This window comes from Thalassotalea sp. HSM 43 (genome assembly GCF_004752005.1).
GTDB lineage: Bacteria > Pseudomonadota > Gammaproteobacteria > Enterobacterales > Alteromonadaceae > Thalassotalea_A.
On sequence record NZ_CP038493.1, the window covers coordinates 1,854,459 to 1,869,103 of the forward strand.

At 45.4% G+C, this 14,645-nt stretch carries 12 protein-coding genes and 1 riboswitch; of the genes, 4 read left to right on the plus strand and 8 right to left on the minus strand.

What is annotated here, in order from left to right; translation table 11 throughout:
- Positions 1 to 92: 92 nt before the first annotated feature.
- Together ilvC and E2K93_RS07885 are read left to right on the plus strand one after the other, a co-directional pair.
- A complete protein-coding gene (ilvC, locus tag E2K93_RS07880; protein ID WP_135438575.1) occupies positions 93 to 1,577 on the plus strand; it encodes a ketol-acid reductoisomerase in 1,485 nt (494 codons plus the stop codon).
- A gap of 135 nt (positions 1,578 to 1,712) precedes the next feature.
- Positions 1,713 to 2,789: an asparaginase gene (locus E2K93_RS07885; RefSeq protein WP_135438576.1), complete on the plus strand. Its 1,077-nt coding sequence runs from the start codon at positions 1,713 to 1,715 to the stop codon at positions 2,787 to 2,789.
- A gap of 56 nt (positions 2,790 to 2,845) precedes the next feature.
- Here E2K93_RS07885 and E2K93_RS07890 read toward each other — a convergent pair whose 3' ends face one another.
- Positions 2,846 to 4,099: a glutamate-5-semialdehyde dehydrogenase gene (locus E2K93_RS07890; RefSeq protein ID WP_135438577.1), complete on the minus strand. Its 1,254-nt coding sequence runs from the start codon at positions 4,097 to 4,099 to the stop codon at positions 2,846 to 2,848.
- Positions 4,100 to 4,101: 2 nt separating this feature from the next.
- Positions 4,102 to 5,229, minus strand: a complete 1,128-nt coding sequence (gene proB / locus E2K93_RS07895) for a glutamate 5-kinase (RefSeq protein ID WP_416316108.1) — start codon at positions 5,227 to 5,229, stop codon at positions 4,102 to 4,104.
- Positions 5,230 to 5,518: 289 nt separating this feature from the next.
- Between proB and E2K93_RS07900 the strand changes: the two genes are divergently transcribed.
- Positions 5,519 to 6,769, plus strand: a complete 1,251-nt coding sequence (locus E2K93_RS07900) for a mechanosensitive ion channel family protein (protein ID WP_135438579.1) — start codon at positions 5,519 to 5,521, stop codon at positions 6,767 to 6,769.
- A gap of 91 nt (positions 6,770 to 6,860) precedes the next feature.
- On the opposite strand, the gene tesB is transcribed toward E2K93_RS07900, so the two are convergent.
- The 4 genes from tesB to E2K93_RS07920 all read right to left on the minus strand — a co-directional run bounded on the left by tesB (position 6,861) and on the right by E2K93_RS07920 (position 12,074).
- A complete protein-coding gene (gene tesB / locus E2K93_RS07905) occupies positions 6,861 to 7,718 on the minus strand; it encodes an acyl-CoA thioesterase II (RefSeq protein WP_135438580.1) in 858 nt (285 codons plus the stop codon).
- A 128-nt stretch (positions 7,719 to 7,846) separates the two neighbouring features.
- Positions 7,847 to 7,946, plus strand: a riboswitch (cyclic di-GMP riboswitch).
- Between the two features lie 126 nt (positions 7,947 to 8,072).
- A complete protein-coding gene (locus E2K93_RS07910) occupies positions 8,073 to 9,848 on the minus strand; it encodes a DUF885 domain-containing protein (protein WP_189637890.1) in 1,776 nt (591 codons plus the stop codon).
- Positions 9,829 to 10,320 carry a DUF523 domain-containing protein gene (locus E2K93_RS07915; RefSeq protein WP_135438582.1) on the minus strand — a complete coding sequence of 164 codons (492 nt, stop codon included), beginning with the start codon at positions 10,318 to 10,320 and terminating at the stop codon, positions 9,829 to 9,831. Before E2K93_RS07915 ends, E2K93_RS07910 begins: the two co-directional genes overlap by 20 nt.
- The gene (locus tag E2K93_RS07920) at positions 10,320 to 12,074 is read right to left on the minus strand and encodes a monovalent cation:proton antiporter-2 (CPA2) family protein (protein WP_135438583.1); all 1,755 of its coding nucleotides are present in this window, start codon (positions 12,072 to 12,074) and stop codon (positions 10,320 to 10,322) included. The genes E2K93_RS07915 and E2K93_RS07920 overlap by 1 nt, the downstream gene beginning before the upstream one ends.
- A gap of 127 nt (positions 12,075 to 12,201) precedes the next feature.
- On the opposite strand from E2K93_RS07920, the gene E2K93_RS07925 reads away from it, so the two are divergent.
- Entirely contained in the window at positions 12,202 to 12,846 is a 645-nt protein-coding gene (locus tag E2K93_RS07925; RefSeq protein WP_228445557.1) for a peroxiredoxin-like family protein, read from the plus strand.
- Between the two features lie 25 nt (positions 12,847 to 12,871).
- Here E2K93_RS07925 and deoA read toward each other — a convergent pair whose 3' ends face one another.
- On the minus strand, positions 12,872 to 14,185 hold the full coding sequence (gene deoA / locus E2K93_RS07930; protein ID WP_135438584.1) for a thymidine phosphorylase: 1,314 nt from the start codon (positions 14,183 to 14,185) through the stop codon (positions 12,872 to 12,874).
- A gap of 30 nt (positions 14,186 to 14,215) precedes the next feature.
- Positions 14,216 to 14,635 carry a cytidine deaminase gene (locus E2K93_RS07935; RefSeq protein ID WP_135438585.1) on the minus strand — a complete coding sequence of 140 codons (420 nt, stop codon included), beginning with the start codon at positions 14,633 to 14,635 and terminating at the stop codon, positions 14,216 to 14,218.
- Positions 14,636 to 14,645 lie beyond the last annotated feature (10 nt).

A 14,645-nucleotide genomic window follows, 5' to 3' on the forward strand; every position in this document is an offset into this window, starting at 1 on the left:
CATAGTAGTGCAAATATATCATTTTAAGCAACACATGTTTTAGGCTAAGGTTATGGCTCATCCTAAAATCTGCCACCTTAATGGAGTCCGTTATGGCAAATTATTTCAATACCCTAAGCTTGCGCGATCAACTTGAACAGTTGGGCAAGTGTCGTTTTATGAAACGCGAAGAATTCAGCGATGGCTGCAACTTCATCAAAGACTGGAACATCGTCATTGTTGGCTGTGGTGCACAAGGTCTGAATCAGGGTCTGAATATGCGTGACTCTGGATTGAACATCTCTTATGCATTGCGCGAAGCAGCGATCAGCGAGAAACGTCAATCTTGGCAGTGGGCTACTGAAAACGGTTTTACCGTTGGTACTTATGAGCAGTTGATTCCAGCGGCAGACCTAGTGCTTAACCTTACCCCAGATAAGCAACACAGTAATGTCGTAACGGCGGTTATGCCTCTGATGAAGCAAGGCGCAACCCTGTCTTACTCACACGGTTTTAATATCGTTGAGGAAGGTATGCAGGTTCGTGAAGACATTACAGTTGTCATGGTCGCACCAAAATGCCCAGGTACTGAGGTACGTGAAGAATACAAACGTGGTTTTGGTGTGCCAACCTTAATCGCTGTTCATCCTGAAAATGATCCAAAAGGCGATGGCTTAGCAATTGCCAAAGCATACGCAAGCGCCACCGGTGGTGACCGTGCGGGTGTATTAGAGTCGTCTTTTATTGCCGAAGTTAAATCAGACTTGATGGGTGAGCAAACCATTTTATGTGGCATGTTGCAAACCGGTGCCATCCTCGCTCATGAAAAAATGATCAGTGACGGCTTAGACAGCGCCTACGCGGCAAAACTTATCCAGTATGGCTGGGAAACAGTAACCGAAGGCCTGAAGCACGGTGGCATCACCAATATGATGGATCGCTTGTCGAATCCAGCAAAAATCCGTGCCTTTGATATGGCTGAACAATTGAAAGTGATTTTGCGTCCGTTGTTTAACAAGCATATGGATGACATTATCGATGGTCACTTTTCGCAAACCATGATGGCCGACTGGAACAACAATGATGACAACTTGTTGACCTGGCGAGAAGGCACAGCCAATACCAGTTTTGAACAAGCTGCCGCAAGCGATGCCGAGATCAGTGAACAAGAATTCTATGACAAAGGCATTTATCTGGTTGCTATGGTCAAAGCCGGTGTCGAATTGGCATTTGAAACCATGTGTGCTGCCGGTATTATCGAAGAGTCAGCCTATTATGAATCACTGCATGAAACGCCATTGATTGCCAACTGTATTGCCCGTAAGAAGTTGTACGAGATGAATGTTGTTATCTCCGATACTGCGGAATATGGTAACTACTTATTCTCGCATGCGGCAGTGCCTATGTTGAAAGACTTCGTTGCCGATTTAACGGCCGAAGATATTGGCTCAGGCTTGGCGTCAGCATCAAACGGTGTCGATAACGTGCGTCTAATTGAAGTCAATGAAGCGATTCGTAACCACCCGGTCGAAGTGGTTGGTAAACAACTGCGCGGCTATATGACCGATATGAAACGTATCGTCGAAAGCGAACAATAGTCTTATACTTAACACTGTCGCAACAAGACAGTCGCAAGCACTGAAAATAAACGTCGGCATTGCCGGCGTTTTTTTGTTTGTGTGGATGCAAAAATTGCGTAAAATGGCGAAAAATTTAACAGCGAAAACATTATCATGAATCAAAGCAGCAATAAGATACTGGTTATCAATACCGGCGGTACCATCACCATGGCGGCAAAAGCCAGTGGTGAACTGCAGGCTTCCAAAGGGGAAGTATTGGTTGAGCTTATTGAAGATTTGACCAGTGATTTATGTTCAAAAATTGAAGTAAAGCCATTGCAACTTAGCAATGGTGAGGTGATTGGCACCAGCGACTCCAGTGAAATTGGCCCAACCCATTATGACGCCATGGCGGCGATGATCATTCGTGAGAATGATGACTACGATGGTTTCGTTATTTTGCATGGCACCGATACCATGAGCTATACCGCCTCGGCATTATCGTTTGCCTTGGCGCAAAACAACAAACCTGTGGTGATCACCGGGGCGCAAGTGCCACTTAGCAAGCCAGGCAGTGACGGTTTACAAAACCTGCGCCTAGCCCTGTTTGTTGCCGACCAAGCCGGAAAGTCTTTACCGCAATTAACCGAAGTGATGATTTGTTTTGCGGGCCAGTTATTTCGCGGTAATCGTTCGCGCAAATCCAGCACCCGCTCGGCGATTGGCTTTAGCACCCCGAACGCACAAATCCTTGGTGAACTGTTTCCAGTACCAACCATTTTTGCCGAACAGTTGCGTCGCCAGCCAAACAGTTATCCGCCATTAAACAGCGACTCACTCGGGTTTAGCGACAAAGTATTGAGCATTAATCTTAGCCCAGGTTTTAGCGGTGAAATGCTGTTAAAGATCATTGAAGGCAGTGATATTGAAGGCTTGGTGGTTCGCGTATTTGGTAGCGGTACTGCACCAAACAATTTTAATTTGGCCGAAGTGGTTCAAGAAGCGAAACAGCGTACTGGTGATCGCTTTAAGTGTGCGGTTATTGTTACCGATGTATACAATGGCAGCCTTGATATCATGCGTTATGCCGCCGGTAAAAACCTACGTAGCGAGTATATTATTGATGGCCGAGATATGACCCCTGAAGCGGCGACGACGAAGCTGATGTGGGTATTGGGCTCCGCAGAGCGTAAGAAGCAATTGGTGAAAATACTCGGTACGGCAATCTGCGGCGAGATGAGTGGTCAATAACAACCACTCATTAATATTCGCCTCAGATATAAGCTAGGTATATAAAGCACGCTAGATTACGGTCGTACCTGACCATCGCCTAAAACCACAAACTTTTGTGTGGTCAATGCTTGTAATCCCATTGGCCCATAAGCATGTAATTTACTGGTGGAAATACCAATCTCAGAGCCCAATCCAAGCTCACCGCCATCGGAAAAACGCGATGAGGCATTAACCATCACCACCGAAGAATTTACCGCACTAACAAAGGCATTAGTGCGAGAATAATCTTGGCTAACAATCACCTCAGTATGATCCGATGAAAAACGCTCAATGTGAGCAATTGCCGCAGCAAAACTATCTACCTGTTTAACCGCCACTTCTTGCGCTAAATACTCTGCGGCATAGTCGGCGTCACTGGCAAGGCTGGCATGCTGAAAATAATCGATACTGTCAGCACAGGCGTGCACACTGACCGCAAACGGTTTTAACGCCGTATTGGCAAGGGGCAGAAACTCAGCGGCGATATCTTTATGAACCAACACCGTTTCAATGGCATTACAGGCGCTAGGTCGTTGGGTTTTGCCATTAACGAGAATATTAACCGCTTTATCCAAGTCGGCGTATTTATCAATGTATAGGTGGCAAACCCCTTTAAAATGTTGAATCACCGGGATGCGCGAGTTGTCGCTGACAAAACGAATTAAGCCTTCGCCGCCGCGCGGGATCACCAAATCGATGTACTGATTTAAGGTCAACATCTCATTGATCACTTGTCGCGATGGATCAGGAATGACGGTGGCAATGTCCGCGCTTAATTGACACTGTTGTAAGCTTTGATGCAACAATTCGGCGATGGCCAAATTCGAGTGCAATGCCTCAGAGCCACCACGCAGAATCACCGCGTTACCAGATTTTATGCACAACGCCGCCGCCTCAGCGGTGACATTAGGGCGAGCTTCATAGATCATCGCCACCACGCCTAATGGAATACGCATTTTGCTTACTTCGATACCATTTGGGCGCCTGGTGACCGCCGACTTATTGCCGACGGGATCGGCCAAATTAACGATATCGATAATCGCCGCGCGAATACCGTCGATGCGCTCGTTGGTTAACAACAAACGATCTAACATTGCCTCGGATAAGCCTTTACTGCGCCCTGCGGCAATGTCTTTGCCGTTCGCATCAAGTATTTTGCCTTTGTTGGCAGCAATGGTATCGGCCATCAAGGTTAACAATTGGTTTTTCCGGTCTGTGCTGAGTTTAGCAATCTGTAATGAGGCTAAACGAGCCTGTTGAGCTGCTTGCTCAATATTAAAATCTGTCATGCTTAGTCCTCTTCTACTTCTTCAACCAATAGCACCATATCGTCACGATGTATCACTTCAACCGATGGGCAAAACCCTAATATTTCAACGATTTGCGCTGAGTTTTTACCCATAATGCGTTGCAGTTCGTTACTGCTGTATTGGACAATGCCTTTGGCTAATATGCGTGTGCCACAATGCGCCGTGATGTTGACCGTTTCACCTTTGATAAAATCCCCGTAAATCTCCTTGATACCACTGGCGAGCAATGAGGCGCCACGTTCAAGCAAGGCGGTTATCGCCCCTTTGTCGATAACAACGGAACCCTGACTGAGCAAGGTATGTTTAAGCCAGTGCTTTTTCGCTTTCTTCAAGCTGCGGTTGGCAACAAAATGGGTACCGGGATTTTGCGCCGCTAAAAACGCTTTAAAACTGTCACTGTCAGAGCCATTAATGATGTAGGTATGAATACCGTGTTCACAGGCTTTTTGTGCCGCTTCAATTTTGGTGCGCATACCGCCAGTAGCAAGGTGATTACGTGTGCCGCCAGCCATGGCAAATACCGCATCATCGATATGGTCAATTTGACTGATCAATTGCGCCTCTTTATTGCTGCGTGGATCGGCATCATAAACGCCATTAACATCACTTAAAATCAATAACGCGTCGGCATCACACACCATAGCAACCAAGGCCGCTAAATTATCATTATCGCCTACTTTCAGCTCTTGTGTGGCGACGGTGTCATTTTCATTGACGATAGGCAGGATGTTATTTTCCAGCAACAAACGCAGGGTATTCTTAATATTGATATAACGCGCACGGTCTTTTAGATCGCCATGAGTGATCAACAACTGTGAACATGGCCCGTCAAAAAATCGCTGCCACTGCGCCATCAATTGTGACTGACCAACCGATGCCATCGCTTGTTTTGCGGCAATCGAAGGATTGGCACTGCCGTGGGCAATATGGATACGCCCTGCTGCCACTGCGCCAGACGATACCAACACTACTTCAATACCTTGCTGCTGAAATTCACGAATAAACTGGGCAATGGGCAGCATATGGCGAGAATTACAACCCTTGCCATCTGGTGCGATTAACGCACTTCCCACTTTTACCACCACCCGCTTCATCTTTATGTCCTTAATTAGGTTATCTTGTTTTGACTCATGACTGATTGCGCCGAATATGGCGACAACCTTTTGACAACAACTTTATGGCAACGACAGATGCCGGATTCGCAATCGCTACCCGGCCAGGATTGTTACCCACTCGCTATTACCTAAAGAAACCAGAAACCGTTCAATTAAGCAACAACCTTTTAGTAAACACTTATAATTACTTGTGTTTTCTTATTCCTTTCGTCTGAAAGTAAAGGTGTTGCCGTTTGCATGCGACAGAGTTAACCTATTGGAAAACGGCTAATAAACTAAAAATATGTCTGAACTTATCCAACATTATCTATCGTTAACTGGCTTATCCGCCAGAATGGTTCCGTCTGTCTCCGCCGCAATTGGCTTTTTCTTGTTGCTCATGGTGTGCTGGTTCAGCTTTTATATCGCTAAAAACCAAGTATTGGCACTGGTACATCGCTTGGTCAGCAAAACCCGCAATGAATGGGATGACTTGCTGGTCGAGCACAGTGTGTTTAGTCGTTTTGCTTGGTTGGTTCCTCTGGTTATCATGCTTGGCGCCAGCGGCTTTTTTATTGGCGAAAATCCAAGGTTAATGTCGGCATTAGATTTGTTTGTCAAAGTGCTAATCGCCATTCAGGTAGCCCGCTGTTTTAGCGCCATCCTCAATGTTATCTACAGCCTGTTTGAAGAACAAAGTAAAGAGAAGTATCTGCCGCTTAATGCCACCATTCAATTAATGAAATTGGCGATATACATGGTCGCGGTGATCCTCGCTGTCTCCATCGCCATCGATAAATCGCCGGTCATACTGCTAAGTGGTTTAGGTGCATTAACCGCGGTATTGTTATTGGTGTTTCAAGACACCATCAAAGGCTTGGTTGCCAGTATTCAAATCTCTGCCAATCGCATGGTGGCGCCGGGTGATTGGATTTCAATGCCACAATATGGCGCCGACGGTGATGTTTTAGAAATTGCGCTGAATACCGTGAAGGTCAAAAACTGGGATAACACCATCACCACCATCCCAACCTACGCATTGATCAGCGAGTCGTTTAAAAACTGGCGTGGCATGACCAAATCTGGAGGCCGTCGCATAAAGCGCAGCATTCGCATCGATATGAACAGCATCAGCTTTTGCAGTGATGAGCTGATCGACAAACTGTCGCAGTTTGAGTTTTTAAATCAATACCTGCAGTTAAAGCAAAACCAGATAAGTGAATATCATCAGCAAAAAGGCATTAACGATTTAAGCAACCCAAATAGCCGACGATTAACAAATATTGGCACATTTAGAGCCTATATCACCGAATATTTGCGTCATCATCCCAATGTTCACAACAACATGACCTGCATGGTTCGCCAACTTGAACCAACTGAGCTGGGTGTGGCATTGGAAGTGTATTTCTTCTCCAATGACATTGTCTGGGTAAATTATGAAAATTTACAGGCAGATATTTTTGACCATTTGATGGCCATCGCACCGCTATTTGAATTGCGACTGTTTCAAGCACCTACCGGTTTTGATTGGCATGACAGGCAAGCGAAAAGCTAACCAGGCGATAGATATAACAACGGGGCTAACAGTTATCTGCTAGCCCCGTTTTTTATTACATCAATTCAGGTGTGTATGCCACAAGCGTTAATTAGCGCTGGCGAATAACCCCTTCTTGAATGGTCGATGCCACCAACTGACCATCGCGATTAAAAATCTTGCCTCTGACCAGACCGCGACCGCCGCTTGCCGATGGGCTATCAATGTCATACAACAACCAATCGTCAAAGCGAAATGGACGATGAAACCACATGGCGTGATCTATGGTGGCGATTTGAAAGTTTTTCGACCAAACACTGCGACCATGTGGGTGCACCGCGGTTGGCAGGAAATTATAATCCGAGGCATAACCGAGCACGTATTTGTGGATACCTAAATCATCAGGCATATCACCTTTGGCACGCATCCATACTTGATTCCAAGGTTCGGATTTTTGCGGGTTGAGCCAGTCATACTCTTTAACGGGTCGAAATTCGATAGGTCGCTCAGCAAATATGGTGGCATGCATTGCTTCTGGGATTTTATCTTTATGTTTAAGCTGCAAGTCGTAAATGCTCATCAGGCCATCAGGACCAGGGACATCGGGCATCTCATCTTGGTGCTCAAAACCGTCTTCGACAATTTGAAACGACGCCATTAAGTTAAAAATAACTTTACCGTTTTGCATCGCTTGCACTCGGCGAGTCGAAAAACTTCTGCCATCGCGACTAATCTCTACCATATAAATGACTGGCTTTTTGGCATCCCCTGGCAATAAAAAGTAGGAGTGAAAAGAATGCAAAGAACGCTCTTTTGCCACGGTTTGCCTAGCCGCAGACAGCGCCTGCCCAATAACTTGACCACCAAATAAGGCACGAAAGCCTAAGTCCTGACTTTGACCAACAAATAGGTTGTCATCCAATGTCTGCAACTTAAGTAAACCGAGTAATTCGTTTAAAACTTGACTCATAACTGTTGATAATTCCCTTAAAAATCATGCCTTTTAGACGATAATAGTAAAATTTTACCACATTTTTTTAATATTTTATTTACAGCGGGAACTTTTTGGCTATAATCACACATAGGGCTACTTACCTAGCTCGTCCAAGGCAAACCTAGTGAAAGCTAGGGACGCAAAGTTACCGGTCTTAGATCATTTCTCGCAAGAGTTAATGATGATGACAGCGGGACTGCCGACTAAGGTACAGTGGGGGCTTACCTTGCTTTGCACTCTTAGTTGTTGTTGATCGTATCTTTGCGTGCCTTGTCTTCTTTTCTGAATTTCTTCATCGTTTCCAACAAAACACACAATTAACACATTGCCTTATTGCACCATTAGCGCTTGCTTTTGCTCAGCAATATAATCATTAATACGTTGTTCCAGCAATGACAGTGGAATAGAACCATTTTCTAAAATACGGTCATGAAAATCACGTAAGTCAAAATGACTGCCTAGCTCTTGCTCCGCTTTAAAACGCAATTTCTTGATGGTGATCTCACCCAATTTGTACGAAAGCGCTTGCCCTGGCCAGCTGATATAGCGATCGATTTCAGTCTTCACATTATGTAATGACAAGGCAGAGTTGCTGGCTAAATAGTCCATCGCCTGTTGTCGAGTCCAGCCTTTCATATGCATGCCAGTATCAACCACCAGACGCACTGCTCGCCACATTTCATATGTCAGGCGGCCAAAGTCTGAATACGGATCTTGGTAGAAGCCCATTTCGGTACCTAGGTATTCACTGTACAGACCCCAACCTTCACCAAACGCGGAGATATACGTCTGACGACGAAATTGCGGTACGTTCTCCATTTCACGGGCAATCGAGCCTTGCAAATGATGCCCTGGAACCGCTTCGTGTAAGGTTAACGCTTCCAATACATACAAAGGCCGACGATCAAGAGCGTAGGTATTTACCCAGTAATTACCCGCCTGATCATCACGGCTAGGGCCTGAGTAACGACCGGTGGTGTATTTAGGGGCAATGGACGCTGGCACTTCAATCACACCGTACGGAGTGCGTGGCAGGGTTTTAAATAGGCCGGGTAATTTTGCATCAGCCTTTTTAGCAATAAAAGACGCTTCTTTTAACAGTTGCTCTGGTGTTGTCGCATAAAATTGCGGATCGGTACGTAAAAATTCAACAAAATCGGCAAAGCTGCCGTCAAAACCAACGCTGGCAATAATCGCTTCCATCTCACCACGGATACGCGCCACTTCGTCCAAACCTATCTGGTGGATTTCATCAACGCTTAAATCCAAGGTGGTGTAGTGCTTAACGCGATTTTTATAAATGGCTTCACCGTTAGGCCAGTCTTTAGCGGCAATAGTCTGTCTTGCCCCTGGAATATACTCATTGACCATGAAGTCATAAAACTTTTGATACGAGGTCGTTACCGACACACTGATGGCCTGTTGCGCCTGCTTTTGCAGTTGCTGCTGCTCAGCGACATCGATATACGCTGGCATTTGTGTAAATGGTCGATAAAATTGGCTTTTGCTAGGGTCGCTAACAATAAAGGCACTGATCGAGTCTTCAAAGCCCTTTAACACCACTTGCGGTTGAGTGATTCCGCTTTTAAGGCCCTGCTGCATCCAATAGATTTGCTGATCAAAATATCGAGGCAAGGCATTGAGACGATCGATATATAACTGATAATCTTCTGCCGTTTTAAAACTTGAACTCGATACCATAAAGGTTAAATAGGCGTGGAATCCGGCTTCGGCAGTGATCGGTAAATAATGATCAAAATTATCATAAGAATCGATGTCATTTTTTATACGATAGGCCAAAATCGAGTGATTAATTTGTTGCTCGCCTGACAAGGTGGCGACATCAATTTCCATCAATCGCTGATAGATTGATTCTAAAATGGCGTTATGACTTGCCAAGGTTTCTGCCGACAAATCGTAATAGAGAATGTTATTTTCTTTGATAAACGGGTTATTGCTGTCGCGAAACACCTGTTCCTCATCGATTAATTGGCGTAATTCAGCGTCCGCCGAGTATTGCTCGCTGTTGTCCAATTGCGCACAGGAAAATAATAAGGTTGAAAATAATAGCGGTAACCAACGGTTTTTAATCATTGTTTTTCTCATTAAGTCTTTGTTCTATATCTGAAATCATTTGTTCTAGGGTTAACTCGCTATAGACACGGATGCCATTAGCATTAAGTAATTTCGCGGTTTCGCCCATACCATTAATACGCTGCCCAGAAAAACTACCATCGTAAATCTGTTGCGAACCACAAGACGGGCTGAATTCTTTAAGCAAAGCATAACCAATATTGTGCTGCTCACATAACGCCAGCGCGACGTGTGCACCGCGCTCAAATGCCTGTGTCACATCATCGCCAAATTCATTCATGACATGGCCATCTTTTTGCTCTGCTCTTGGTCTTGGCGTAGGCAAACCACCGGCCTGTTCTGGGCAAATGACCACTAATCGTTGTTGTTGCTGCCACAAGTTAATCTGTGGATGACGCAGGCCTTTGCTTTGTCCGTCATAGCGCACAGGGTTGCCCAACAGGCAACTGCTGATCAGTATCTTGTCACTGACGTTCTTGGCCATTAAGTGTCCTGCTCGTGGTCAATTTTAAATAAGGTCTCAAGCTCGGCTCGGCTTTGCTTCGACATCTTAATAACTTCTTGTAAATCATAGTGTTGCTTATGATAAGCCTTATCCAACAGCTCTTCATCATGAACTTTAAACACTTGCACCATGTTTTCTGCTCGCGCTTCATCAAAACCATACTCTTGTAATAACAATTTAGCCGCATACAAGGAACTGTCAAACATTTCGCGAACACTGGTATACACATTCAGATCACGAAACTGTAAGACACTTAAACGACTTTTGGCTCGAGCGATAATACGAATATGCGGATAATGCTCTTTCACCACTTTGGCAATGGCCAATCCGTGTTTATCCGAATCGGCGGCAATAAACATGACTCGCGCGTGATCAACGCCAGCGGCCCTAAGCAATTTTAATTGCGTCGCATCACCATAAAACACCTTATTGCCAAACTGCTTAACAAATTCAATATGCTCAGCGTTATTATCTAAGGCGGTAAAACGAATGTGATTGGCAGACAGGATACGACCCGCGATCTGACCAAAACGGCCAAAACCGGCAATGATCACCTCGGGTTCAGATTCTTCACGCTCATCATCATAAGCTGGAGCCTGATGTTTTTTGCGTTGTAGGTATTCATATATCATCACCAACGGTGACGTTAAGGCCATTGAGATACCCACCACCAAGGTCGCTTGGTCGGTGAGACGCTCTGGCAATAAGCCATCGGCTAAGGCGACACTAAAGATAACGAAGGCAAACTCACCGCCTTGCGATAACATCAAAGCGAGTCTTATCGGATGACTGTCGGCTGACTGGTTGGCACGCACCAGAAAATAAATAATCAAGGCTTTTGCTGCAACCAAAGCAACCGCCATAGGCACAATATACGGATTACTCGCGAACAGCTTTAAGTCCATATTCATGCCAATGGCAATAAAGAATAGGCCCAGCAACAAGCCCTTAAATGGCGCGATTTCAACTTCCAGTTGATGTCTAAAACTTGAGTTGGCCAATAACACACCGGCTAAAAAGGCACCCAAGCCCATGGATAACTCGGCCATTTGCATCAGCATCGCGGTGGCAATAACGATCAACAACGCAGACGCCGTCATAACTTCAGAGCTGCCATAACGCGACATCAGGCTTAATATCGGGTTGATCAAATAGCGACCACATAACAACACCCCGGCAATGGCTAAAATGCCAACCCACCAAGGTGCACCATCTGCCGCTGTCGCGCCTGATAAGCTAGACACCAATAACAAGATAGGAATAACGGCAATGTCCTGCATCAACAATATCGACAGGCCCTTTTGCCCTAGCGGCGATTTAAGGATGTGCTTTTCTTCCATTAAGCCAATCGCAAACGCCGTCGACGATAACGCCAATGCTAGACTCATCACCAATGACACTTGCCAGCTAAAATCGAATAAAACTAATGGAATGGCGATGGCCAGGGCACATAACAGCAGTTGACCGCCGCCAATAAACAGTATGTTATTGCGCATACGCAATAATTTTTCTGGCTCTAGCTCTAAACCTATAATAAATAACAGAAAAACAACGCCTAACTCGGCGAAGTGCAAAATATCTTCTGGATCACTGATAAAACCAAGAACAGATGGACCTATAATAAGGCCTGCGGTGAGATAACCTAGAATAGCGCCCATTTTAAAACGGGTAAAGATGGGCACGGCAATTACAGCTGCCGTTAAAAAGATCACAACAGAAGCTAGAGAAGACATGAATTTCCTGAAATATTCTTTATTTAGCGAATCATAGCAAAAGCGAGCTGCATTTAGCAGATTTTATGAAATTTATTCTCAGTCATCGGGTCTATTGAATCAAATATTACAAAAGGAAAACACCATTATGACACTAACAAAAATGTTAACCACTGCGCTTTTCTCGGTAACGGTTGCCGTATCGCTGCCAGCAATGGCCAATAAATCCGTTGCCGAAAGTGCCGATCAGGTTAGCCCACTGCTACCAGGACAAATGATACCCGAGGTCAATGCCACCAATATCGATGGCGTCAGCCAGCCATTAGCGAACACATTAGCAGGCAAGCCAACCATATTATTTTTCTACCGTGGTGGTTGGTGTCCATTCTGCAATACGCAGATGGGTCAATTGCAAGGCATTAGTGATGATTTGAAAAATATGGGCTATCAACTTATTGGTATCTCCACAGATAACCCGGAAGATTTGCAAAAAAGTCTAAAAGATCAAGAATTGAGCTATCAGTTGCTGTCGGATTTCGATTCACAAGTCAGCCAAGCCTTTGGTCTGGCATTTTTTACCTCGCAAAAAGTCACCGATCGTTATCTAGCAAAAATGGATTTAAAGAACCCACTGCAAAAGAACGCCGCGGGTGAAGAACGATTAGTATTGCCAGCACCGGCAGTATACGTGATCGACAAAACTGGGCTTATTCAGTTTCAGTACGTCAACCCAAATTACAAAACTCGTTTACACCCTGATTTGTTAATTCACGCCGCCAAATTAGCCCTGTAAGCGCTACCCACCAATGATAAAGTGATCAGCTGATCACTTTATAAATCACTGGATTTAACGCTTCAAACTTATCCGCTAAGGTCAGCGCCTGAATATATTCGGCACTGGCCTTATTGGCGGAGTCTTGATCTTTGGCATGAATACGCGCCAACACATCGCCTTTACTGACCTTAGTTCCAATTGGCAAAATACGGTCAAAACCGACACTGTGGTCAACATCCTGATCGTTACTGACACGGCCACCACCTAAACCAACCACTAACATACCGATATCCCGAGTTTGCATACCGGCGATAACACCGTCGCCAGGACTGACAATATCTTGAATCACATTGGCTTTTGGTAAATAGCTTTCATAGCGCTCAAACAAATGGGCCGGACCGCCCATGGCGGTGATCATATTGGCAAAGACTTCCGCCGCTTTACCATTGCCAAGCACATCTTCTACCATACGCTCAGCTTGGGTTTGATGTTTCGCCAATTTGCCATCAATCAACATACTGACGGCTAAGGCGCTGACGATTTCATGCAACCGCGGCTCTCTAAACTTGCCACTTAAATAATCGAGTGTTTCGACGATTTCCACCGCATTACCCGCACTAACCCCGAGTACTTGGTTCATATCGGTGATCAACGCTTGGGTTTTAACCCCAGCGCCATTGGCAACGTTAACAATACTGCTAGCCAAGCCGACGGCATCGTCCATGCTTTGCATCATAGCGCCGTTACCAACTTTGACGTCCATCACCAAGGTATCTAGCCCTGCGGCTAATTTCTTCGAAAGAATTGAAGCGGTTATTAACGGGATAGAATCGACGGTGGCGGTGATGTCGCGAATACCATATAAACGTTTGTCCGCGGGAGCGATGTTGCTGGTTTGGCCGATAATTGCCACGCCGACTTCTTTAACTAACTGCTGAAACTTATCTTCGCTGGGTTGCACGTCAAAGCCGGGAATCGATTCGAGCTTATCGACAGTACCGCCGGTATGACCTAAACCACGGCCAGAGATCATCGGCACATAGCCTCCATTGGCCGCCACTATCGCCGCCAACATAAAGCTAACTTTATCACCGACCCCACCGGTAGAGTGTTTGTCGACGATAGGACCATCAAGGTGGTCCCAATTAAATACCTGCCCTGAGTCTTTCATTGCTAGCGTTAGGCTAACCGTCTCTTCAACAGACATGCCTTTTAAAATCACCGCCATCGCCATAGCGCCAACTTGAGCATCATTAAATGAGCCGTTCGCTAGGCCATCAACAAAGGCTTTGATTTGCTCCTGTTCAAGGTTTTTGCCATCACGTTTATCACGAATAATCTCTTGGGGAATGAACATGTGCAGTCTCTCTATTTAACAAGGTTTGGGTTAATCATCATTTAGGTTTTTTGGCGTAAACGCATCCGGCAGCAAGGTCTTTACCTGCCACTCGACTTTGTCTCCCAAGTGATTACAGGCAAATACACTGGCATCGGGTTGCAAAAATTCCGCGATGACTTGTCGACAGGCGCCACAAGGCGGGGTTAATTTAGCCATTTTGGTAAAGATCACCATGGTTTTAAATTGTTGTTCGCCATTAACGATAGCTTGCGCCAAACAATTTCGCTCAGCGCATACCGTCAAACCATAGGATGCGTTTTCAACGTTACAACCGCTGACGATATTATCGCCAAAGGTTAACGCCGCAGCACCAACTTGGAAATTACTGTAGGGAGCGTATGCATTGTCATAAGCGGACTTGGCGGCAGCTAATACCTGCTCAAATTGGTTATCGTTTTTGTTTGCCAAAATAACCTCT

What these genes read in the sequence shown, in the direction of transcription:
- E2K93_RS07885 (WP_135438576.1), top strand. Translation starts at nt 1,713, where the DNA reads ATGAATCAAAGCAGCAATAAGATACTGGTTATCAATACCGGCGGTACC.
- E2K93_RS07890 (WP_135438577.1), bottom strand. Translation starts at nt 4,099, where the DNA reads ATGACAGATTTTAATATTGAGCAAGCAGCTCAACAGGCTCGTTTAGCC.
- E2K93_RS07920 (WP_135438583.1), bottom strand. Translation starts at nt 12,074, where the DNA reads ATGTCTTCTCTAGCTTCTGTTGTGATCTTTTTAACGGCAGCTGTAATT.
- E2K93_RS07915 (WP_135438582.1), bottom strand. Translation starts at nt 10,320, where the DNA reads ATGGCCAAGAACGTCAGTGACAAGATACTGATCAGCAGTTGCCTGTTG.
- E2K93_RS07925 (WP_228445557.1), top strand. Translation starts at nt 12,202, where the DNA reads ATGACACTAACAAAAATGTTAACCACTGCGCTTTTCTCGGTAACGGTT.
- tesB (WP_135438580.1), bottom strand. Translation starts at nt 7,718, where the DNA reads ATGAGTCAAGTTTTAAACGAATTACTCGGTTTACTTAAGTTGCAGACA.
- E2K93_RS07910 (WP_189637890.1), bottom strand. Translation starts at nt 9,848, where the DNA reads ATGAGAAAAACAATGATTAAAAACCGTTGGTTACCGCTATTATTTTCA.
- E2K93_RS07900 (WP_135438579.1), top strand. Translation starts at nt 5,519, where the DNA reads ATGTCTGAACTTATCCAACATTATCTATCGTTAACTGGCTTATCCGCC.
- deoA (WP_135438584.1), bottom strand. Translation starts at nt 14,185, where the DNA reads ATGTTCATTCCCCAAGAGATTATTCGTGATAAACGTGATGGCAAAAAC.
- ilvC (WP_135438575.1), top strand. Translation starts at nt 93, where the DNA reads ATGGCAAATTATTTCAATACCCTAAGCTTGCGCGATCAACTTGAACAG.